Genomic DNA, 22,383 nt, shown 5'->3' with positions numbered 1-22,383 from the left:
AATTATGAAATAAGCCATTACAATAAAGTTAGTACTAATAATTAGAATGATTATTGGTTAATTTTGTTTACATAATCAAGAAGGTTATGTTTGACTATAAAAATAACAGGTATAAAACAGATGAGTGTATTTATAAATTTCTTCAGAGATCTATTCAAATTTATTTATAGTAAAATATTTTTGATACAATTGGTTATAGCGGTGGCAATGCTTGCTATCTTATCTTATGTTGCACTAGAGTGGTTAGAAAGTACAACAAATCATCATCAGCGTATTGTAGTACCCAGTTTAAGTAAAAAGACATTGGATGAGGTAGGGAAGGTACTAGAAGAAAAAGAGCTGAGATATGAAGTTCAGGATTCTGCAAACTTTAATCCTGATTATCCAAGGTATTCTGTATTAGAACAGAACCCTGTTGCGGGTAGTGAGGTAAAAGAAAATCGTAAAATATATGTAACCTTAAATCCATCGGGTTACCGTAAAATAGAAGTTCCTAATGTAGTACAGAGAACCAGAAGACAGGCAGAACCAAAATTGGTTGCTCTTGGGTTTAAGATAGGTTCTGTTACATATCAGCCCAATATTGCAAGAGATATGGTATTAGAATTAAGACATAATGGTAAACGGTTAAAACCTGGAACAAAACTAATGAAAACCTCTGTTATAGATTTGGTTCTGGGGAATGGAGAAGGAGGAACGATAAACTTATCTAATTGATTTTGAAAGAAAACGAAGATACAGGAGATTTTGATGCTAATGAGGGCGACCTCTATGAACATCATCGTTTTGTGGCCGGAGCTGGCCAGGTACCCTTAAGGGTGGATAAGTTTTTAATGAATTTTGTAGAGAATGCAACACGTAATAAAATACAACAGGCTGCAAAAAATGGAAGCGTTTTTGTAAATGATATTCCGGTAAAATCAAATCATAAGGTGAAACCAAATGATATTGTACGGGTATTGTTCTCTCATCCTCCTTATGAAAACTTACTAACTCCAGAGAATATTCCTTTAGATATTGTATATGAAGATGATGTATTACTAGTTGTTAATAAACCAGCAGGGATGGTGGTACATCCTGGTCATGGTAACTATTCGGGAACCTTAATTAATGCTCTGATTTATCATTTTGATAACCTTCCTAATAATAGTAGTGATCGACCAGGATTAGTACATCGCATTGATAAGGATACCAGTGGACTGTTGGTGATTGCCAAAACCGAAGAAGCAATGACGCATCTGGCAAAACAATTTTTTGATAAAACCAGTCAACGCGAATATGTAGCAATTGTATGGGGGAATGTGGATGAGGATGAAGGAACAATAGAAGGTAATATAGGACGACATCCTAAAAACAGACTACAAAACACTGTTTTTGAAGACGATGAAGGCGATAAAGGGAAACCGGCAATCACACATTATAAAGTTATAGAGCGACTAGGATATGTTACCTTGGTTTCTTGCAGATTAGAAACTGGAAGAACGCATCAGATTCGGGTACATATGAAATATATTGGTCATACTTTATTTAATGACGAACGCTATGGCGGAGAGAAAATATTAAAAGGAACTACGTTTACCAAATACAAGCAATTTGTAGAAAACTGCTTTAAGATTTTACCTCGACAAGCTTTACACGCCAGAACTCTCGGTTTTGAACACCCCGTGACTAAAGAGCATATGCATTTTGAAACGCAAATCCCAGAAGATATACAACAGTGTATAGAACGTTGGAGGAAATATGCTAAAAATCAATTGTCAGAAGAATAAATTGAGCTGGTATAGAGAATATTATACTGTTACTAAAGTATTTGTAAAGTATTAAATAAAGGTTATTAAGAACATTATTTTGAAATAAATATGGATTACTGATCAAATAATAGTACCTTTGCGTTTTAATAAATTATAATGAACAAAGGAACAGTAAAATTTTTTAATGACTCCAAAGGATTTGGATTCATAACAGAAGAAGGATCAAACAAAGATCATTTTGTACACATTTCAGGTTTAATCGACGAAGTGCGTGAAGGTGATGAAGTAGAATTTGATCTACAAGAAGGTAAAAAAGGATTGAACGCGGTAAACGTGAAAGTATTATAATATACATTTGACTTTTTTAAAACACAAGCCTGTCGATTAGACAGGCTTTTTCTATTTTAGAACTTAAATGACTCAATAAAATCTTTTAATAGCTTTTAAAACCTTATCAGCACGTCCTAACCTTAGTTTTTTAATGTACTTATAGGATCGGTTTAAGATATTCTGTACCTCTGCATTTTTTTTATATTCTTTTCTGATATGATACAGATCCAGGGCTACCTGTAGATCATTGGGAGAAAAAGAAACTCCCGTATATTGTTGTAAAAGTTGTAAGTAGGTAAAACCAAACTCTTGTGTGGGTTCTATCATAGTACCTTCCCCAAAATCATTCCAGGTAATGATTTGAATAAAGTCTGAAAGTTCATGATGAGTATAGTTAAGAGTTTCTACAAAAGTATGACCAGAATTAAGGTCAATGCTCCAATCATTACTGCCATCAGACCATCCGCCTTCTGTATAAAAACTCCTAAAACCGGGATAAGAAGATCCCACAGTTATTGTATTGGATGCTTGATAAGTATCATAATAATTTTGATGAGCAAGTAAATGATCTTTATCTACCCATAAAAATTCTCCCGATGCATTCACTCCAACGCGATCACTTGCAGCCCATAGTGTTAAAAAGCTAGGCTGATTTTCTGCAGGTAGTACATCAAATACCTGATTCCATTCGGTTTCTGTGGTTATATGATGTGGACCAAATACAAATAACATGTTTTTACCATTATATTGCATGTATTCAGGACTAGAAAAATAGGTGTCATTAATGTATGCAAAATCCTCTTGCGCAGCCTCTATGATATCAGTGGTAAGAGATTGCTCTGTAGCTTGGGCAGCTACACGATCCTCATACATAATTGAAAATTCAAGTCCCAAATCTTCTAGGACGTTAATAAAGGTTTCTGTTGATTTTTTTATCAATCCATAATCATGTAAATTTCTACTACCATACCAGTCAAAAATTACTCCATCAATCCCAGAGAGTTTCATCATTAAAAAATGATATTCATGCAAATCTGGATCACTAGAAGAATATGGGCCGATAAGAGGATAATAATATGAGGCAATTTGTGAATTACCATTTTCGTCTTTGATTTCAGGATTTTGGTTACTCATTGTCCAATGCTGACCCCAGTATCCATCAAAATCTTTATTCTGAAACCAGGGCAAATAATGTACATATACTTTTTTTGGATTTTCTTTAACGACATCCATACCAGAAATATCAACAATATACCCTTCTTTTTCTAGTTTTATAAACTCTATTTCTTCCTCCAGAACTTTTAGTAGTTCGGCATCAGTATATGTTGTGTCCTGAACAACTTCTGCTGCAGATTGTTCCTCAATCTGTTGTTGCTCAATTAAAATGACATCTTCTTTTTCACAAGAATAAAAGAAAATAATAAAAAGAAAAATGAAAAAAATAAAAGTACTCGAAGATCTTAACATATCACAAATATTAAATTAAACGTCAAACAAAATGTCTAAAGAGTTTTTATGTTTAGAAGAAAATTTGTGAATAATCAGACAATGTGTTCTAATGTTTAATGCATCAGAATTCATGCTTTTGTGACGAAAATGAGGGTTTCCCCTCTTTGTAATACGTTATTTGCACTAAAATTAGTTAATTTCTTTTTTTCTAAAAAGAAATATGTTGTTTTTTTATTCTTTATTACCTGAAAATCAATTATTTATATTTATTTCAAATAAGAACTAACGATAGTTATTAGTACTTCGATACATTACTCGGTATCATTAATCGTAACGATACATAGAGATAGCTAATAATTCAATAGATAAGAAATACTATGATCAATTTATGATTTTAGAATACAATCGTACTTTAACCACAAAATCTTTCAGGATGAAAATTAAAAGAACAGGGCTTATTTTATATGTTAAAAAATATGAAGAATCTATTGTGTTTTATGAAACTATTTTGGAGTTAACTATTTTATTTCAAAATGATGAATTAACATGTTTTGATTTATACGGCACTTATTTAATGGTTGAAAAAGAAGATAGGGAAGATTATCTGATAATGGATGATGTTAATGCAAAGGGATTTAGCTGTATACGAATGAATGTGGATAATGTGCAAAGAGTTGCAAACGATTTAAAGAGAAAAGGAGTAGCTGTTGATTATCAGGAACATCATTGGGGGAAAGTAGCAAAATTCTATGACCCTGATAGAAACCTGATAGCATTTAAAGATGAAGAGACTTTCGCTAAACAGATAGAAGAATATATCCCGAAATCAAAATAACTTTTTCAAATACCCAAATAGAGAATAAATACAGGTATAGATTTTAATTGTCCAAAGACAATTGTATTTTTGAATAACAAAAAAGTCACCTACATGAAAATTGTAATATCTCCAGCTAAATCATTAGATTTTGAAACAACATTACCAACTCAGCAGTATACGACTCCAGCTTTTCTTACAGAAATAGAGAAGTTAAATGGTGTGTTAAAGAAAAAAACACCTAAAAAACTTTCTGAGCTAATGAGTATAAGTGATAAGTTGGCACAACTTAATTGGCAACGTAATCAGGAGTTTCAACTTCCGTTTACAAAGGAAAATGCAAGACCTGCAGTATATTCGTTTAATGGAGATGTATATATCGGATTAGATGCGTATACTATTCCCGAAAAAAAGTTAGACACATTACAAGACCAATTAAGAATTCTTTCTGGATTGTATGGAGTTCTTAAACCTTTAGACCTAATGCAGCCTTATCGCCTTGAGATGGGAACTAAATTAAAAGTGGGACGAAAAAATAACTTATATGAGTTTTGGAAAAAAACGGTTACCCAGCACTTAAATGATGAATTGCAAGACGATGAATTATTTATCAATCTGGCAAGTAATGAATATTTTAGTGTAATTGATAAAAAAGCATTAAAAGTACCTGTGATTACTCCACAATTTAAAGATTGGAAAGGAGATAAGCTTAAAATGATAAGCTTCTTTGCTAAAAAAGCCAGAGGTATGATGGTTCGTTATATTATCGATACTGGTGCAGAAACTATTGAAGATTTAAAAGGATTTAATTACGAAGGATATGGGTTTAGTGAAGAATATACTACCAAACCTAATGAATTGGTTTTTGTGAGGTAATTTAATAGGATAATTGTTAATGTGTGGGTATTGAAAATCTTCGATATGCTTTTTGACAATTACTAACTTCCGTTTTCGAATGCATCTAATTTTAGTATCTTCAACCCAGATATTAGTAACACAAATCACTAGATGCAAAAAATTATCAATTTTCTTGACAGAGTTGGTGAGAAAATAGGAGTATTGGTTAGTTGGGTAGCAACACTACTGGCAATAATCATTGGCCTTGATGTAATTATTCGCTATGTCTTTAAATTCACATATGTTTGGATGATCGAAATAGAGATTTATCTCTTCGGGATGATATTTCTACTAGCGTCTGGGTATACATTTAAATACGAGAAACATGTACGGGTTGATGTTTTTTATACCAAACTTTCTAGAAAAGGAAAAGCCTGGGTGGATCTTTTAGGAGGTGCTTTTTTGTTAATTCCCTGGTGCTATGTAGTTATTGTTTCTTCTTGGTATTATGGATTGTCTTCTTTTATGATAGGAGAAAGCTCTCCTCAACCGGGAGGTTTACCTGCTCTATACGTACTTAAATTTTGTATTACTCTGGGTTTTGTTTTTCTGTTACTTCAAGGAATATCCCATATACTAAAATCAATTCAAATTATTTTTAATAAGGATTAGAAATGGAATATCTGGCAATAGTACTATTTGTAATTATCTTCATTCTTATTCTAAGAGGGTATCCGGTTGCTTTTACGTTAGGAGGGATTTCGGTAGCCTTTGCTTTTGGAGTATCTATTTTTGCTCCAGAAGTGTTTCAGATGTCTACATTTTATTTACTTCCGGCAAGAATTATGGGAGTAGTCAATAACTATGTATTAATGGCAGTTCCTCTATTTATTTTTATGGGAATTATGCTGGAGAAATCAGGTCTTGCAGAGAGTTTATTAGAAACTATGGCAATGATGTTTGGACGTGTGCGTGGTGGTTTGGCAATTTCTGTAGTGATTGTAGGGGCTTTGCTTGCAGCATCTACTGGAATTGTTGGAGCAACAGTTGTAACAATGGGGCTAATAAGCCTGCCTACAATGCTTAAACGAGGATATAAAACAGAACTTGCAACAGGAGTAATAGCATCATCAGGAACATTAGGGCAAATCATTCCGCCATCTATTGTATTAGTATTATTAGCAGATACAATCAATAGTTCGTCACGAGGGTCAGCTTCGGTAGATGTAGGAGCTTTATTTTCTGCAGCACTATTGCCAGGGTTGATATTGGTAGGATTATATATTGGCTATATTTTAATAAAGTCTTTCATTCACAAAGAAGATGCTCCCAGTATTCCTGCAGAAGAGATTGCAGAATTTAGAGGAACTAATTTCACTTCAAAAATTCTAAAAGCACTTTTCTTGCCAATACTTTTGATAGTATTGGTATTGGGCTCTATTTTTACAGGTATAGCTTCTCCTACAGAAGCTTCTGCCATTGGCGCAATTGGTGCAACAATACTAACCATAATTCAAAAAAAGTTTTCGTTTAAAATTCTAAAAGAAGTAGCTCAAGAAACTACAAAATTAACATCGATGGTGTTTTTTATTCTTTTAGGAGCAACTACATTTACCTTAGTGTTTAGAACATTGGGAGGAGATGCATATCTGCAAGAATTGATTATGTCATCTAATTTGACACCTCTTATGTTTTTGTTATTGGTCATGGTTGTGATTTTTATTGCAGGCTTTTTTATTGATTTTATTGAAATTGTTTTTATTATAGTACCGGTAGTGACTCCTATTTTTAATGCTTTTGGTATGGATATGTTGTGGGTTGGGATTTTGATAGCATTAAATCTACAGACATCGTTTTTGACACCACCATTTGGCTTTGCTTTGTTTTATCTTAAAGGTGTTGCGCCAGATAATGTAAAAACCAGCCAGATTTATAAAGGGATTATACCATTTATCATCATTCAATTAATTATTGTTGGTGTAGTTGTATTTTTTCCTGAAATTATTTTTATATCAAAATAGAATAATAAAATGTATCCTTTAGAAACCATAAAAAGAATATCCTTTTTACTTTTCTAAAGATGTTTAATAATGTATAAGTAAACCTTATGAAGTTTGTTACAACCCAAAAACATAAAATTTTAAGGTATTTGACCTTAGTAATTACTGTAGTATTGTTTCTTTCTTGTTTGGGAGATCCACCAGCAAGCATGCGAACTACTTCATATGATGTGACCAAACCTGATAAAGTGTTTTATTGGAAAATGACGACTACCTGGCCACCAAACTTTCCTGTTGTAGGTGAAGTTGCAGAGAAATACTCAGAATGGGTAGATGAATTGTCTAATGGGCAGATTAAAATAAAAGTGTATGGAGGAGGAGAATTAGTCCCTCCATTAGAAGCTTTTGATGTGGTATCCCAGGGAACTATAGAGATGGGATGTGGAGCAGCTTATTATTGGGCAGGAAAAACTCCGGCAGCACAGTTTTTTGCAGCCGTACCATTTGGGATGAATAGTCAACAAATTACCTCTTGGTTAGAAACAGGAGGAGGATATGAATTATGGAAAAAGACATACGCTAAATTTAACCTCGTGCCATTTATGGGAGGAAATACAGGTGTACAGATGGGAGGGTGGTTTAACCGGGAAATCAATTCTGTAGAAGATTTTAAAGGATTAAAAATGCGCTTACCGGGTATTGGAGGAAAAGTATTGGAAAAAGCCGGAGGAGCAGCGGTTTTGGTTGCAGGTAGTGAAGTGTATACAAGTTTAGAAAGAGGAGTTATTGATGCCACCGAGTGGATTGGCCCATATCACGATTATAAAATGGGATTTCATAAAATTGCAAAATATTATTATACACCCGGATGGCATGAGACAGGTTCACAACTTGAGTTTTTTATTAATAAAAATTTGTATGACGGTCTGCCTCGACATTTACAAGCAGTTTTAGAAGCAGCTTCTAAACGAGCACAAGTATGGGTTTTGGCAGAGTTTGATAGACAAAATGGTATTTATCTGGATAAATTAGTAAATGAAGAAGGTGTTGAAATTCGTGAGTTTTCTAAAGAAACTCTGGATGCCTTGCGAGGATTTACCGATGAAGCAATCCAGGAAATGATAGGGAATGATCCCCTTTCTAAAGAAGTATATGAAAGCTATTCAAGCTTTCAAAAGAAGATCTCCAAATGGTCCGAAGTAACAGAAAAAGCTTATTATAATAAAATACAGAAGTAATCAAAAAAAACCGTTTCAGAAGAAATTTTCTTTGAAACGGTTTAATTGTTTATTAAAAGGTGTTTATTGCTACAATTCGATAGTAGTTTCATTACCATCAGCATCAGTCTGAGTTGCAATATTATCGCATTCCCCATCACCATAGTTCAAAGTAATAACGGCACTATTCTCTGTAGTTGCTATAACACCACTCACCGTATATTGGCATGAGCTTTCATCACGTAAAGGAGTTGTGATCTCTACAGCAAATCGATCACCATTACTAAACTGAGTAAGGCTGTTACCTGTAGTTAAACTATAGAAAATTAGGTTAGGTGGTGTATCTGGGTTACTGTTTCCAGGGAAAGACTCTGTTGCAAAATTAGTTTTACTTGTAGCAGTAACTCCATCTGTCCATGCAAATGTGAAATCAGAATTTGTAGTGAATTTAGTATTTCCTGTGTCACTTTGAAAAGAAAATATAGTAGTGGCAGTTCCACTCACAGTAATATCTTTATAAACAATCTTGTCAAGACTATAGCTAATCTCAATTTTACTTTCTGTATCCAGTTTAAGACTAAAACTCATACGAATACTACCAGAAATTACCTCTCCATTTGGTAACTCGCAATTTTCACCAAAATCTATAGTAACAGTTTTTGTTTGATCTGTTATTTCTGAAGTGATAGTTGCACACTCAGGTGTTTTTACTTTAGAAAAAGACTTATTACGAATATTAGATTCGGTATTGAAAACATTTTCTACTACAGAATTTATTTCTTTGTTAGCAGATGTGATGTCTTTATATTGTTTTGAAGTAGTAACCGCGGTGGTTGGTATTTGTGTTTCGTCGTCGTCATTACTACAGCTTAATAAAAGGCTACAGGTTATGAATAACAGGCCTGTGTAGGCAAAAATTCTTTTTTTCATTGTCAAAGGCTTTAATTAATAAATTGAAAAATGTTATGGGACGTATGATCAGTAAACGATTATAACCCACAGAATCTTATAAAGGGTGTAGTTAATTTGTGTTAAGGTTATGTTATAAGATGTTATTATAAGATGCTGAATTGGAGACAAAAGATTGTTAAGCATATCACAGATTAATTTTATTTATACCAATTTTAACATTACTGTTGCATAGCATTTTTCTTATCAATATCTTCGTAGCGAATGTTCGCTAAAAGTGATTTTAACTCATAAATTATATCATGCAAATCAAAAAAGTTTTAGTAGCTAATCGGGGAGAAATTGCAATCCGTATTTTTAGAGCTTGTACAGAAATTGGATTAGAAACAGTAGGAGTATATACCTATGAAGATCGATATTCTTTACATAGGTACAAGGCAGATGAAGCATATCAGATTGGCGAAAATAATGAACCATTAAAGCCTTATCTAAATGTAGAGGCCATCATAAAAGTTGCCAAAAACAATAATGTAGATGCGATTCATCCAGGCTATGGTTTTCTTTCTGAGAATGCAGAGTTTGCACAACAATGTTTAGAAAATGATATCATATTCATTGGACCTAAAGTATCAGTTTTACGCTCTCTGGGAGATAAGATTACAGCTAAAAAAGTAGCGATCGAGAATGATATTCCTATCATAGAGAGTAACAAAGAAGATCTTACAGATGTAAAAATAGCATTAAAAGAAGCTAAGCGTATTGGTTATCCGGTAATGCTTAAAGCTGCTTCTGGAGGTGGAGGCCGAGGGATGCGAGTGATTCGAAATGATGAAGAACTGGAAAAAGCATACCCAGAATCACGAAGAGAAGCCTTAAATGCTTTTGGAGATGATACCGTATTTCTGGAGAAGTTTGTAGAGAATCCAAAACATATCGAGATACAGATCGTAGCAGATCATCACGGTAATATGGTACATCTTTTTGAACGTGATTGTTCGGTACAACGACGCTATCAAAAAGTAATCGAGTATGCTCCTTCTTTTGGAGTATCCGAAGATATAAAACATGATTTATACAATTATGCACTTGCTATTTGTAAAGCAGTGGATTATAATAATATTGGTACTGTAGAATTTTTGGTTGATGAAGACCAAAGTATCTATTTTATTGAAGTGAATCCACGGGTGCAGGTAGAACACACAGTAACAGAGATTATAACAGGAATAGATCTAATCAAAGCTCAGGTATTTATTGCAGGAGGATATAAATTATCTGATAGGCAGATTAAAATTGAAAGTCAGGAAAGTATAAAAACAACAGGGTTTGCACTACAATGTAGAATTACAACAGAAGATCCTGAGAATGATTTTAAACCTGATTATGGAACTATTACAACCTATCGTAGCGCTTCAGGGTTTGGGATTCGGTTAGATGCAGGAAGTGTATACCAGGGAGTAACCATTTCACCATTTTTTGACTCGATGTTGGTTAAAGTTTCGGCAAATAGTAGAACTCTTGATGGCGCATGTAGAAAAATGTTAAGAGCACTGTCTGAGTTTAGAATACGTGGTGTAAAAACTAATATGCCATTCTTGGCTAATATCTTAAGACACGAAACCTTCAGAAAAGGAGAGGTAACCGTTAATTTTATTCAGAATACTAAATCGCTATTTACGATTAAAGAACCTCGTAATCGAGCAACCAAATTAGCTAATTTCTTAGGAGATATTATTGTGAATGGTAATCCTGATGTTAAAAAGATTGACGATACAAAAACTTTTGTAGTACCTGCAGTTCCAAAATTTGATGAAACCTTGGCATATACAAAAGGAACCAAAGATTTACTAACCGAGCTAGGGCCAGAGAAGTTTGCAACATGGCTGAAGAATGAAAAGAAAGTTCATTTTACAGATACCACCATGCGTGATGCACATCAAAGTCTATTAGCAACCAGAATGCGTACCTATGATATGCTTAAAGTTGCAGAAGGGTTTGCTAAAAACCATCCCGAAATCTTTAGTATGGAAGTTTGGGGTGGAGCTACTTTTGATGTCTGCCTTCGTTTCCTTAAAGAAAATCCATGGGAAAGACTTCGTTCGCTACGAGAAGCAATGCCCAATCTATTGCTTCAAATGTTAATTCGTGGATCTAATGGTGTAGGATATACCGCGTATCCTGATAATTTGATAGGAAAATTTGTAGAACAATCCTGGGAGAATGGGGTAGATGTATTTAGAATTTTTGATTCCCTAAACTGGATGAAATCTATAGCCCCATGTATCGAACATGTACGTACGAGAACACAAGGACTTGCCGAAGGTTCCTTATGCTATACAGGAGATATTTTGGACCCAAATCGAACTAAGTATACTCTCGATTATTATATTCAATTGGCCAAGGATATCGAAAATGCAGGAGCACATATTTTGGGAATCAAAGATATGGCAGGATTGCTAAAACCATATGCTGCTTATGAACTGGTCTCGGCATTAAAATCCGAAATCAATATCCCTATACATTTGCATACACACGATACTTCTTCGGTACAATCTGCAACATATCTTAAAGCAATTGAAGCAGGTGTAGATGTTGTAGATGTAGCTTTGGGTGGACTATCAGGACTAACAGCACAACCCAATTTTAATGCGATAACAGAAATGATGAGATTTCATGAGCGTGAGAATGTAATGGATATCTCTAAATTAAACGAGTATTCTAATTACTGGGAGGCTGTACGCGAATACTATTATGTTTTCGAATCTGGGTTAAAAGCAGGAACAGGAGAAGTATACCAACATGAAATTCCCGGAGGACAATATTCTAACTTAAAACCGCAAGCACAAGGGTTAGGATTAGCAGATCGTTTTCATGAAATTACTAAAATGTACGGAGAGGTAAATCAACTTTTTGGAGACATTGTTAAAGTAACACCAAGCTCTAAAGTCGTAGGAGATATGGCACAATATCTGGTGAGTAATAACCTAACCATAGAAGATGTAAAAGAGCGTGGAGATACTATTTCATACCCACAATCGGTGGTTAGTTTGTTTAAAGGAGAATTAGGACAGCCCGTTGGCGAATTCCCAAAAGACCTTCAGAAATCAATACTAAAAGATCAAAAACCATTTACAAACAGACCCAATGCACATCTGGAACCTGTTGATTTTGAAACCGAATTTACAGAGTTTGTCAAAATATTCAAAAAAGGTATGGGAAGAGAGCTGGATATTACAGATTTCCTTTCATATAAACTATACCCAAAAGTTTTTACAGGAGCCTATAATCATCACTTAAAATATGGCAATGTGATGACGATACCAACCAAAAACTTTTTTTATGGAATGGTACCTGGAGAGGAGATTATTATAAAACTTGATAAAGGAAAAATACTGTTAATAGAATTAATATCGGTAGGAGAACCTCATGATGATGGTAAAGTCACTGTATTCTTTAAAGTAAATGGCCAAACCAGAAATGTAGAGATACAAGATAATTCTATTAAAGTAGATAAAGTGATACATGCAAAAGTGGATAAAGCAGATGCTAAACAGATTGGAGCCCCTTTACAAGGATCATTATCTTCTGTATTGGTCAAAACAGGTCAGGAAGTAAAGAAGAATGATCCTCTATTTATCATCGAAGCCATGAAAATGGAAACCACCATAACGGCCAATGAAGACGTAGTGATTAAGAAAATTGTTCTTAAATCTGGTACGATGGTAAATGCAGATGATTTGGTGATCATGCTTAAATAGTTTTGTCTATTTTTACATCATGCCATATTTTTTAATTATTGCCTTACAAGGCTTTTGTGTTTACCATGCCGTCAAGAATAAAAACAATTACTATTGGTTTTTTGTAATTATATTTTTGCCGGTGTTAGGGAGTGTTATCTATCTTTTGACTCAGGTATTTGGTAAAAAAGATCTGGATGTGGTTCAGGATGAGATTGTGAACGTGATTAATCCTACAAAGAAGATTGATGATTTACAAAAACAACTAGATTTTGCTGAAACATTTCAGAATCGGGTGAATTTGGCAGATGCTTTATTAGAAATAAAAGATTATCCTAATGCTATAAACGAATATGAAGTGGCACTTAGTACCAATTATGATGAGGATGCCGGTGTTGTCAAGAAGCTAATAGAAGGGTATTATCAAACCAAAAATTATGATAAAGTTATCTTTTGTGCCGAGAAGATAATGACTAAATCAGATTTTAAAGGATCTCGAAGTCAGTTTTTATATGGTTTGGCATTAGAAGAAATAGGGCAGTCAGAAAAAGCAGAAGAGCAACTAAAACAAATTGATCAACGATATTCTAATTATCAGGAACGATATACACTTGCTCAATTTTTGGTAGAAAAAGGAAAAATTGAAGATGCTAAAGAAATTCTATCCGAAATCCTGATAGAATCTCAACATATGTCAAAACCCAATCGAAGTAAATATCAGGGAGTAGTAAATGATGTAAAGAAGTTAGCTTCTTCTCTTTAGACATACTTTAGATTGTACTATAAAAATATATAACCTCACAGGCTTTCAAAATCTGTGAGGTTATAAAGTATAATGTGGTAGTATGGTATGAATTGCTTTTTGAAGGCTCTCTTAAAATTTTCTTTCAAAGAAAAAATGAATTATTGCGAGTCGATAATCTCAAAAGTCTCAATACGCTCTTTTACTTTTGTTATCATAATTCCTTTTTCTTGAAGAAATAGTTTAATTTCTTGCATGGGATCGGTAGCTTTTTTGATTTCGTTTAATTTCATACCGTATGTGTACACTAATTTATCTTTTAAGGAAGTATCAGAAGTGAAAAATTCTTTAGATGCATTTTCGAAAAGTGGTAGGAGTCGTTTAATTGGAGTATAAAGTGTTGAGGTTCCTTCTTCTAATTCATTTCTTGCGATAATATATTGATTGGGAAGGGTAACGGTTAATTTGTTTACTAAATGTTCATTCCCAACATTTTTAAATTTGATATCTAAATAACTCAATAGCTCTTCGTGTATTTCCTTAAATGCTTTTTTTACATCATTTCCTTTTTCGTTTTTAGAATATATGATGTCATAAGCAAAAGTGTCCCGGGAATTATTTTGTATTCGAATTTCTGAAGGAATTTTATTAATGATTTTGAAAATATTAGTTAACTCATTACCTATAATTGTAATTCCAACAGAATTATCTCTTGAGCTATAGCCAGCAATGTTACTTTTTTGATATGGTGATTTGCGTATTACAAAACTTCTAATATTTGCTTTGTCAACTAATTTTCGGGATTCTTCAGGTTTGTTTGAGTTCATATTTTTCATTAAATCAATATAAACAGGGTCTTCACCTGGATAAAACCCACCAGAAAATGATATTCCAGATAACTTGGAATCGTTCTTCATTTCTGGTTCGGCCAGTTTTTTAAGAGTAATGGTATCTGTTGTTAAAACCTCTTCTATTAATTTTTCAGTAAGGCGACTACCTCTATAAACGATTTCACCTTTTTTATTGATAATTATGATACTTGGGAAAGATTGAATCTCATAATCCTTAAGGGTTTGTTTGCCCTCTATTCGACCGATCCAGAAATCAAGATCAATATTTTTTAGAAAATTCTCTACTTTTTCTTTAGAGTCACGAGTAACGGCTATAAAATGCACTCCCTTATCTTTGTATTTATTATATAAAGTATTGTTTTTTGGGAACTCTTTAATACAAGGAGCACACCAGGTTGCCCAAAAGTCCAGAATTACAATTTTTCCTTTAAGAGATGTAAGGGTAGGGAGGATATTACCTGGTTTGTTGTAAATTTCCTTTAGTTCAATTTCTGGTGCTTTTACTTTGGTAATGGTATCACTTGTATTAGTGGTTTTGCTATTAGCAATAGCAGAGTTTTGATTATGTGTTTCTTTTTTATTACAACTACTTGTTACTATTGTAATGATTAGACAGGACAGTACAATTAGGGTTACTTTTTTCATTATATTTTGTTTTTTAAGCAAAAGTATAACTGAAAAAAACTATAAAATGCCTAGGGAAGGATGAAAAAAGAACTAGTACGAGTATAAAAAACGGATTATACCTTGTGTTCGTCTTTTCGTATTAGCTTTTTAAGTTGACTTCTATTCTCGACCTGAAACTTTGTATATATTTTTGACAGATGAGATTTGATTGTTGAAACTCCCAAGTGTAATTGAACTGCAATTTCTTTATTTTGATAATCTTGGATGATAAGCTCTAAGATTTCTTTTTCACGTCTGGTAAGTGATTTAATTAATTGATTATAATCTGTGAACTTATCTTTTTCTGATTGAATATGAGTAGATGATATTGAGGCGATTTTCTTTTTCAGATTAAAAATGTAGACAATTAGGGTTATCACAAACAAGCAAAGAAGAATAATCGCAATATCCTTAAGTAGGGAAAAATTGTACTTATCAACTTTAGACTCATTCTTATTAACCTTATATCCAATTACGTCTATTTTTTTACTAAATGCTTCAACGTATGCAAATGTTTCTTTGTTACTTTTTTTTAATTTGAAAAGAACCTCTTTGTAAAAATCAGAATCATTTGAATACTCTTTTTCAATATTTAATTTTTGAACTGCAAATATGGTTACAAGTGGATATGTGTTTGATTTACAGAACTCTTTAATAATATTTTTTCTCTTTTTTGCAATTAACTTTTGCCCTTTTTCTGATTTTAGATAAGGACTAGAATCTTGATTACTTAAATTGTATAGCGATAATTCTAGCTCTTTTATTTTATTATTTTGTTTCTCAAAATCCCCTGTGATTATGTAATCAAAAGGATTGGAACTAAAATCTGAAGATTCTATATGTATTTTTGATTTGTCATTAAGAACAAGTAAAATATGATTTTTTGGTTTGTAAGATAACATTACATCAATTTTTTCATTTTTTACCAGGTAAATTCTTACCACGCTATTTCCTGGCGGTAAATTGTTCCCTTTAAAAATAAAATTCCCATCCATATCAAGTGTTGTAGAATTAATAATTTGACGAGAAGATGCAATATTGTAGTCTTCACCTGGCTCTATGTACGCGATATAAATTTTATCATGCCAAAGCTTATTATAGTGTGATAACTGACCAGAAATTTCATATTGAGAAAAGATGAATTGACTTGAAAAAAATAGTATGATGTAAACAAGATGTCTGCTCCTCATGTTGAAATAGTTGTGAAAATTTATAAGATATTTAGTTTTCTTAACGTTTTATTGTCATAAATGTATACAATTAGAGTCATCTTTATATATCTATCACCTTGGTAGTTTCTAAAATCTTTCTATTTTTACTAAAAAGTAGAAATATCCCCGGGAAACATTGAGAGTCAGGCCTATTCAAATATCATTATTTATCCTATTCGTATTGGGAGTATTATTTGGACTCATGTTTTTGAGTCAAAAAGGAGGAGTTCAAAAAGCTCAAACACAAGATGATGGATTCTCATATGAAGGGATTTCGGTTAAATACCCAACACATACTACATTTTTGGGATTAGAAAAAGATTCATCACTTACAAGACAAGATATCCTGGAAGTCACTCAAATTGTAACTCCTCTGGATATTGAAACCGATGAAAGTAAAAATAATATTGCTTTAACCGAGGAAATAAAAAAACTCCCTGACTTCTCAGAAATAGATACGACTCGTATTGTTAGGATCAAGTATCCTGAGGGTAATCCTGATTTTGCAAGTGAGTTGAGAGAAAAATTATCTTCTAGAGCATGTAGAATTATACATTATGGCGATTCTCAGATCGAAGGAGATCGTATCACAGGATATCTTCGTAACAGGCTTCAAGGGATGTATGGTGGTAGTGGCCCTGGGTTTCTTCCTGTGCTACCTGTGTATAGACAAATAAGCGCTATTGTAGAACCAAGTGAAAATTGGGAACGTTTTGCATTTTTTGATCCAACTCAAAAAAAGTTTTCACATCGAAAATATGGAGCCTATCTTTCTGCTTCTCGTTTTACAGTATATCAAAAAGAGCTTCCAGATAGTACTATGGTTGATTCTTTACCAATTATCAAAGCTTCTGTGAAAATAGGAAAGTCTAGGAAAACATATGCAAAATTCAGGTACTTTACCAATATTGGACTGCATTATGGTAATTGTAACTTTCCGATCAAAGTATCGGTGTATAATGACGGGGTTTTGGTTCAGCAAGATAATCTGATTGCAGATGGCAAATATCATCAATATAAAATAAGAACAGCAACTACGCCTACAGATCTCAAAATTGAACTAGAAGGCAAGGTTAGTGCAGATTTTTATGGATTAACATTGGATGGAGGGTCTAGAGTGCAAATTGATAACGTGGCGATGCGAGGGGCTTCGGGAACGGTTTTTGCAAATTCGAGTGCTGCTATCTACGGTCAAATGATGAGGCAATTAAAACCAAAAATTGTTATTATGCAATATGGAGGTAATACGATGCCATATCTCAAAGATTCTACAGATGTAACCAAGTATGCTAAACGAATTGCCAGACAGGTAAATTGGATTAGAAGGCGGGCAAAAAATACCAGTATTGTATTTATTGGACCAACAGATATGTGTCTTCCGGTAAACGGTAAAATGGAAACCTACCCGTTATTACCGTATCTTAATGCTGAATTAATGAAAACTTGCCTGGAAAATAATGTAGCCTATTGGAGTATGTATGATGCTATGGGAGGAAAAGGAGCGATGAAGTTATGGGTAGACGAAAAACTAACCGCCAAAGATTATATGCATTTTACCTGGAAAGGAACCAAAATAATTTCAGAACTATTTTTTATAGCCCTATACCTTGACCTCAAAGAACCTGATAACCATGATGAGACGTAACAAATTATTCTTTTATGTATGGCTTTTAACATTGCCTCTGATGGCACAAACCTATGTTATAGATACGATACAAAATAAATATCCTTTTGTGAATTGGAAAGCCAATACCATAAAAATGGCAGAAAATTCACCAGCATTTAAGACACTTTTTCGCAAATTAGATACAATTGCAAAAGGAGGAAAAGAAGATTTACATGTTTTTCATATCGGAGGATCTCATATACAAGCAGATATTTATTCGAATCGTCTACGATCTTATCTTCAGATGATGAGCCCTACTGCAAAAGGACAACGAGGATTTATTTATCCGTTTAGTATTGCCAAAACCAATAACCCTGGTAACTATAGAGTAAAGTATGATGGCGAGTGGACGGGATACCGATGTTCGGTTCGAAAAGACAGTGTGGCCTGGGGATTATCAGGAGTAACAGCAGTTTTTAAAGATAGCGTATCAAATGTGAAGATAATTGCGAATGGAAATAATTATCATGAAAAGATGTATGACTTTAATAAGATCAGAATCTTTTATGATAATTGGAGTGATGACTATGAGATATCTTTTAAACAAGATTCCCTGGTTTCTATAGTTAAAGAAAATAAAGAAGCACATTTTGTAGAATATACATTACATAAAAGTGTTGAAGAAATTGAGTTTTGTATTCGCAAAATTAAAGATGAAGAAAATGCCGAGTTTTTGATGATGGGTATCGAATTAATGAATGATAATAAAGGGATTCAATATACTTCTATAGGAGTAAATGGCGGTAGTTTTTCGTATTATAAAAGATGTCGTTTTTTTGACGACCAGTTACTGCTTTATAAACCAGATTTATTTATAGTATCCATTGGTACCAATGATGCATATCATCCTGATTTTAATCCGAAAACATACAAAGCATATTATACAGATTTAATAAAATTAGTACAAAAAGCAAATCCTAAATGTGCAGTATTACTTACTGTGCCTAATGATTCGTATTACAAAAAGAAATTTCCAAATCCGAGAACCAGAATTGCTCAAAAGATTATCTATGAAGTGGCAAAAGAACAAAAAATGGCGGTTTGGGATTTTTATGAAATTATGGGAGGTTTTAATTCTTCAAAAGATTGGTATGCAAATAAACTAATGCCTAGAGATCGTATTCATTTTACTGTTATGGGATATCGTATAAAAGCAGATCTTTTGTTACAAGCACTAGCGCATTCATGGGAAAACGAATTGCAATTAGAGCCAGACTCTATTTTGAATCAGGTAATTAATGAATAGACTTATTGACATATTTTCTTTCTCAGAAGATTTTCCGCTAATCTTTACACAAGCGAATTTCTGGGTTTTCTTTGCAGCAGTATATTTTATTTACGCTATAGTATATAGCAAAAAAAATCTACGAAGTGCTTATCTCTTTGCGATTAGTCTTCTTTTCTATTATAAAACCAGTGGTCTTTTTATAGGGATTTTACTGTTTAGTACAGTCAATGATTTCTTTTTGGGTAGAGCTATTTATAAAAGTAGGTCGGTTTTACTTCAGAAAACATTGGTTGCCATAAGTGTGATTATTAACCTGGGAACACTCTGTTATTTTAAATATGCCTATTTCTTTACAGAGTCGTATAATTTCCTTTTTCAAACAGATTATGAGGTTATTAATTACCTGGCGCAATGGGCTAATACCTGGAGTACGGTGGATTACTTTACAGTGGATAAAATTATCCTTCCTGTAGGAATTTCTTTTTACACATTTCAGACAATTAGTTACAGTGTAGATATTTATAGAAAACAAATCAAACCGTTAACATCTATTATTGATTTTGGATTTTTTGTTAGTTTTTTCCCGCAGTTGGTTGCTGGGCCCATAGTAAGAGCTGCTGATTTTGTGCCTCAGATCAGAAAAGAAATTACGATTACCAAAAAAGAATTTGGCCAGGCAACTTTTATGATCCTAAAGGGCTTGATCAAAAAAATGTTATTTGCCGATTATATTGCAGCCAATTTTATGGATCGGGTATTTGATGTGCCCGAGATGTTTTCTGGTTTTACCAATATCATGGCGATGTTTGGGTATTCACTACAAATCTATGGTGATTTTTCTGGGTATACCGATATTGCTATTGGATTAGCATTACTTATGGGGTATAAACTACCGGTTAATTTTAATTCGCCATATAAAGCAATTCACTGTGGTGATTTCTGGAGACGTTGGCATATTTCATTATCGAGCTGGCTTAAAGATTATTTATATATTCCTATAGGGGGTAATCGTAATGGAACAATCTTTTCCTACACATTTATATTGATTTTTACATTTTTAGGAGTTTTTGCTGTTTCTGATTATGCGATAGCACTTTTGGCTGCTTCGGGAATTGGTGTTATACTTATTATTACACTTTTCTCACCCAGGTTGGCCTGGCATTTTAATAGAAATGTTAATATCATGATTACCATGTTAATTGGCGGATTATGGCATGGCGCCTCATGGAAATTTGCAATCTGGGGAGGACTTAATGGTATCGGAATCGTAGTGTACAAATATTGGCGTAAGATAAGTCCGTATGAAGAATCTAAGGCTTGGTATGCCTTGTTATGGAGAATTGCACTGACTTTTGTATTTATCACCTTTACCCGTATCTATTTTAGAGGAAATAGTATGGATCACATTGATCGTTTTTATCAGCAAGTGGTCACCAATATGGATTGGCAGAATGCCCTGGCTGTACTCTGGGAGTATCGTATTGTATTTATTGTTATGCTTTTAGGATATATCACTCACTGGTTACCGTATAGTACCAAAGGTTGGATAGAAACTGTATTTATTAAAAGCAATATGCTTGTTAAAGCTGTAGTTGTGATAGCGGTAGCAATTGTCTGTTATCAAACCTATGCGGCCGATTTCCAGCCCTTTATTTATTTCCAATTTTAGGCAGTGAAGCATTAGAGTGGGGGAGGATTTGAGTTTTTATTCCTATATTCTTTGAACTATTACCCATACCCAGCACAGAAAGCATTTCTGCACCACCTTAGTAAACGTAAAAATATTAGGTTAGACCACCTATTATAAGGCAAGATTTTCATTTTATAAAACAAGAGAAGTATAATAAGGGGGTACTTGCGAAGTACCCTCTCCCTACTGCAGAAGTACCCCTCCCCCTGTTCAAACACAGGGCAATCCTATGTTCAACAGAGGCAGTACCTCTGTTGAACACAAGTGCTGCCTCTGTTTTTAGTACCCCACCCCTCTGATGGAAGTACCCCTAACCGAGATCACAGCGAACTATACCCACTACCATAAGTATCCCTGTGGCATGTATACTATTACCATACCCACTTATATAAGTACCCACCCCCACTTGTGTAAGTGGGTATCTATACATTATTAGCGGTTGCTTTTTCTTCTCACATCAATTTAATGGTTGATGTAAGGCAATTCTATTTCCTTCACTATCTTCAAATTCTGCAACAAAACCTAAGTCTCCATTTGATGTTTTTGGGTACAAAATTTGTCCACCACTTTCAATTGCTATTTTTAGGGTCTTGTCTATGTTTTCTGTATTGAAATAAATTACAATTCCGTCATTTGTTGGTTTGTAGATTTCTCCCTTTGCTAATGCTCCCGAAATTCCAGTGTTTTCTTCTGCAAATGGAAACAAAGCCATTTCATTTTTATCAATGATTTCTTTTTCAAATGTGAAGTTAAATACAGATTTGTAAAATTTAATTGCCCTATCAATATCTGTAACAGGAATTTCAAAATAAACAACTGGATTGCATTTCTTTGTCATCTTATTATTTTATAATTGGTTAACGATATCTTTTGATTTATTAGAACAAGATACATACTATGCTCGAGCGAGGTTAGTTGGTTAAAACTAGTAATTTTTCAGCTTCTTTTGCATCAGGTTCATTTGCTAATTTTAAAACACTAGCCATGACCTCTAACCAATGTCCTTTATCATAACTATTATGAAATGAAGCCCCATAAAGTGAAGCAATAGGTGGATAAGAAGGAATTTCTTTTTCTTTTGCAATTTTAGAAAAGATGATTGCTAAATTTTCCTTATTTAGCTCTAAAGATTGAAACTTTTCAGGTAAAATACTAATATTACAAAATAGTGTTAAGCATAAATTTGACAATTCTCTATACTTAATATCATTTGGTAGTGATTGATTTAAATAAGAAAAAAAGTCTTTTAAATTATCGTTCATAATTATATTTTACTCATGCTCTCGCT

General features: G+C 33.4%; 19 protein-coding genes. 13 read left to right on the top strand and 6 right to left on the bottom strand.

Annotated features, from left to right (window positions below):
* The first annotated feature begins 120 nt into the window (after positions 1–120).
* The 3 genes from AAFU52_RS01785 to AAFU52_RS01775 all read left to right on the top strand — a co-directional run bounded on the left by AAFU52_RS01785 (position 121) and on the right by AAFU52_RS01775 (position 2,099).
* Positions 121–717 carry a PASTA domain-containing protein gene (locus tag AAFU52_RS01785; RefSeq protein WP_106791760.1) on the top strand — a complete coding sequence of 199 codons (597 nt, stop codon included), beginning with the start codon at positions 121–123 and terminating at the stop codon, positions 715–717.
* Positions 714–1,769: an RluA family pseudouridine synthase gene (locus tag AAFU52_RS01780; protein WP_438425002.1), complete on the top strand. Its 1,056-nt coding sequence runs from the start codon at positions 714–716 to the stop codon at positions 1,767–1,769. The genes AAFU52_RS01785 and AAFU52_RS01780 overlap by 4 nt, the downstream gene beginning before the upstream one ends.
* A 138-nt stretch (positions 1,770–1,907) precedes the next feature.
* On the top strand, positions 1,908–2,099 hold the full coding sequence (locus AAFU52_RS01775) for a cold-shock protein (protein WP_024770737.1): 192 nt from the start codon (positions 1,908–1,910) through the stop codon (positions 2,097–2,099).
* A gap of 72 nt (positions 2,100–2,171) precedes the next feature.
* On the opposite strand, the gene AAFU52_RS01770 is transcribed toward AAFU52_RS01775, so the two are convergent.
* On the bottom strand, positions 2,172–3,548 hold the full coding sequence (locus AAFU52_RS01770; protein ID WP_438424999.1) for a glycoside hydrolase family 71/99-like protein: 1,377 nt from the start codon (positions 3,546–3,548) through the stop codon (positions 2,172–2,174).
* Between the two features lie 415 nt (positions 3,549–3,963).
* On the opposite strand from AAFU52_RS01770, the gene AAFU52_RS01765 reads away from it, so the two are divergent.
* The 5 genes from AAFU52_RS01765 to AAFU52_RS01745 all read left to right on the top strand — a co-directional run bounded on the left by AAFU52_RS01765 (position 3,964) and on the right by AAFU52_RS01745 (position 8,419).
* Positions 3,964–4,365: a VOC family protein gene (locus tag AAFU52_RS01765; protein WP_438424996.1), complete on the top strand. Its 402-nt coding sequence runs from the start codon at positions 3,964–3,966 to the stop codon at positions 4,363–4,365.
* Between the two features lie 93 nt (positions 4,366–4,458).
* Positions 4,459–5,220 carry a peroxide stress protein YaaA gene (gene yaaA, locus AAFU52_RS01760; protein ID WP_438424995.1) on the top strand — a complete coding sequence of 254 codons (762 nt, stop codon included), beginning with the start codon at positions 4,459–4,461 and terminating at the stop codon, positions 5,218–5,220.
* 132 nt (positions 5,221–5,352) lie between these two features.
* A complete protein-coding gene (locus tag AAFU52_RS01755; RefSeq protein ID WP_438424993.1) occupies positions 5,353–5,853 on the top strand; it encodes a TRAP transporter small permease subunit in 501 nt (166 codons plus the stop codon).
* A gap of 2 nt (positions 5,854–5,855) precedes the next feature.
* Positions 5,856–7,202: a TRAP transporter large permease gene (locus AAFU52_RS01750; RefSeq protein WP_438424992.1), complete on the top strand. Its 1,347-nt coding sequence runs from the start codon at positions 5,856–5,858 to the stop codon at positions 7,200–7,202.
* A gap of 86 nt (positions 7,203–7,288) precedes the next feature.
* Entirely contained in the window at positions 7,289–8,419 is a 1,131-nt protein-coding gene (locus AAFU52_RS01745) for a TRAP transporter substrate-binding protein (protein ID WP_438424991.1), read from the top strand.
* 69 nt (positions 8,420–8,488) lie between these two features.
* Here the strand turns inward: AAFU52_RS01745 and AAFU52_RS01740 are convergent, their stop codons facing one another.
* The gene (locus AAFU52_RS01740) at positions 8,489–9,328 is read right to left on the bottom strand and encodes a hypothetical protein (protein ID WP_438424988.1); all 840 of its coding nucleotides are present in this window, start codon (positions 9,326–9,328) and stop codon (positions 8,489–8,491) included.
* 281 nt (positions 9,329–9,609) lie between these two features.
* Between AAFU52_RS01740 and AAFU52_RS01735 the strand changes: the two genes are divergently transcribed.
* Together AAFU52_RS01735 and AAFU52_RS01730 are read left to right on the top strand one after the other, a co-directional pair.
* The gene (locus AAFU52_RS01735; protein ID WP_438424985.1) at positions 9,610–13,062 is read left to right on the top strand and encodes a pyruvate carboxylase; all 3,453 of its coding nucleotides are present in this window, start codon (positions 9,610–9,612) and stop codon (positions 13,060–13,062) included.
* Positions 13,063–13,081: 19 nt separating this feature from the next.
* Positions 13,082–13,804, top strand: a complete 723-nt coding sequence (locus tag AAFU52_RS01730) for a CDC27 family protein (protein WP_438424983.1) — start codon at positions 13,082–13,084, stop codon at positions 13,802–13,804.
* A gap of 140 nt (positions 13,805–13,944) precedes the next feature.
* On the opposite strand, the gene AAFU52_RS01725 is transcribed toward AAFU52_RS01730, so the two are convergent.
* Together AAFU52_RS01725 and AAFU52_RS01720 are read right to left on the bottom strand one after the other, a co-directional pair.
* Positions 13,945–15,279 (bottom strand): TlpA family protein disulfide reductase, encoded by a 1,335-nt coding sequence (locus AAFU52_RS01725; protein WP_438424981.1) that lies wholly within the window; start codon positions 15,277–15,279, stop codon positions 13,945–13,947.
* A 95-nt stretch (positions 15,280–15,374) separates the two neighbouring features.
* Positions 15,375–16,490 (bottom strand): response regulator transcription factor, encoded by a 1,116-nt coding sequence (locus tag AAFU52_RS01720; RefSeq protein ID WP_438424980.1) that lies wholly within the window; start codon positions 16,488–16,490, stop codon positions 15,375–15,377.
* A gap of 202 nt (positions 16,491–16,692) precedes the next feature.
* Between AAFU52_RS01720 and AAFU52_RS01715 the strand changes: the two genes are divergently transcribed.
* From AAFU52_RS01715 to AAFU52_RS01705, 3 genes are read left to right on the top strand one after another with little or no spacing between them, the layout of a single operon-like run.
* Positions 16,693–18,156: a GDSL-type esterase/lipase family protein gene (locus tag AAFU52_RS01715; protein WP_438424979.1), complete on the top strand. Its 1,464-nt coding sequence runs from the start codon at positions 16,693–16,695 to the stop codon at positions 18,154–18,156.
* Between the two features lie 40 nt (positions 18,157–18,196).
* Positions 18,197–19,423, top strand: coding sequence for a GDSL-type esterase/lipase family protein (locus tag AAFU52_RS01710; RefSeq protein WP_438424977.1), 1,227 nt, complete (start codon positions 18,197–18,199; stop codon positions 19,421–19,423).
* Complete coding sequence (locus AAFU52_RS01705) at positions 19,416–21,074, top strand: MBOAT family O-acyltransferase (RefSeq protein WP_438424975.1); 1,659 nt, start codon at positions 19,416–19,418, stop codon at positions 21,072–21,074. The genes AAFU52_RS01710 and AAFU52_RS01705 overlap by 8 nt, the downstream gene beginning before the upstream one ends.
* Before the next feature lie 478 nt (positions 21,075–21,552).
* Here the strand turns inward: AAFU52_RS01705 and AAFU52_RS01700 are convergent, their stop codons facing one another.
* Both AAFU52_RS01700 and AAFU52_RS01695 read right to left on the bottom strand, forming a co-directional pair.
* Positions 21,553–21,933, bottom strand: coding sequence for a VOC family protein (locus AAFU52_RS01700; protein WP_438424973.1), 381 nt, complete (start codon positions 21,931–21,933; stop codon positions 21,553–21,555).
* A 73-nt stretch (positions 21,934–22,006) separates the two neighbouring features.
* Positions 22,007–22,357, bottom strand: coding sequence for a hypothetical protein (locus AAFU52_RS01695; RefSeq protein ID WP_438424971.1), 351 nt, complete (start codon positions 22,355–22,357; stop codon positions 22,007–22,009).
* Positions 22,358–22,383: the final 26 nt, after the last annotated feature.

The organism is Aquimarina macrocephali (genome assembly GCF_051627225.1).
Classification (GTDB): Bacteria; Bacteroidota; Bacteroidia; order Flavobacteriales; family Flavobacteriaceae; genus Aquimarina; species Aquimarina macrocephali.
This window is presented reverse-complemented; position numbering and strand designations above follow the sequence as displayed.

Coding starts and splice junctions, on each gene's coding strand:
- AAFU52_RS01745 (WP_438424991.1), top strand. CDS start 7,289: ATGAAGTTTGTTACAACCCAAAAACATAAAATTTTAAGGTATTTGACC.
- AAFU52_RS01710 (WP_438424977.1), top strand. CDS start 18,197: ATGGCACAAACCTATGTTATAGATACGATACAAAATAAATATCCTTTT.
- AAFU52_RS01730 (WP_438424983.1), top strand. CDS start 13,082: ATGCCATATTTTTTAATTATTGCCTTACAAGGCTTTTGTGTTTACCAT.
- AAFU52_RS01775 (WP_024770737.1), top strand. CDS start 1,908: ATGAACAAAGGAACAGTAAAATTTTTTAATGACTCCAAAGGATTTGGA.
- AAFU52_RS01705 (WP_438424975.1), top strand. CDS start 19,416: ATGAATAGACTTATTGACATATTTTCTTTCTCAGAAGATTTTCCGCTA.
- yaaA (WP_438424995.1), top strand. CDS start 4,459: ATGAAAATTGTAATATCTCCAGCTAAATCATTAGATTTTGAAACAACA.
- AAFU52_RS01765 (WP_438424996.1), top strand. CDS start 3,964: ATGAAAATTAAAAGAACAGGGCTTATTTTATATGTTAAAAAATATGAA.
- AAFU52_RS01720 (WP_438424980.1), bottom strand. CDS start 16,490: ATGAGGAGCAGACATCTTGTTTACATCATACTATTTTTTTCAAGTCAA.
- AAFU52_RS01785 (WP_106791760.1), top strand. CDS start 121: ATGAGTGTATTTATAAATTTCTTCAGAGATCTATTCAAATTTATTTAT.
- AAFU52_RS01750 (WP_438424992.1), top strand. CDS start 5,856: ATGGAATATCTGGCAATAGTACTATTTGTAATTATCTTCATTCTTATT.
- AAFU52_RS01740 (WP_438424988.1), bottom strand. CDS start 9,328: ATGAAAAAAAGAATTTTTGCCTACACAGGCCTGTTATTCATAACCTGT.
- AAFU52_RS01755 (WP_438424993.1), top strand. CDS start 5,353: ATGCAAAAAATTATCAATTTTCTTGACAGAGTTGGTGAGAAAATAGGA.
- AAFU52_RS01700 (WP_438424973.1), bottom strand. CDS start 21,933: ATGACAAAGAAATGCAATCCAGTTGTTTATTTTGAAATTCCTGTTACA.
- AAFU52_RS01695 (WP_438424971.1), bottom strand. CDS start 22,357: ATGAACGATAATTTAAAAGACTTTTTTTCTTATTTAAATCAATCACTA.
- AAFU52_RS01770 (WP_438424999.1), bottom strand. CDS start 3,548: ATGTTAAGATCTTCGAGTACTTTTATTTTTTTCATTTTTCTTTTTATT.
- AAFU52_RS01735 (WP_438424985.1), top strand. CDS start 9,610: ATGCAAATCAAAAAAGTTTTAGTAGCTAATCGGGGAGAAATTGCAATC.
- AAFU52_RS01725 (WP_438424981.1), bottom strand. CDS start 15,279: ATGAAAAAAGTAACCCTAATTGTACTGTCCTGTCTAATCATTACAATA.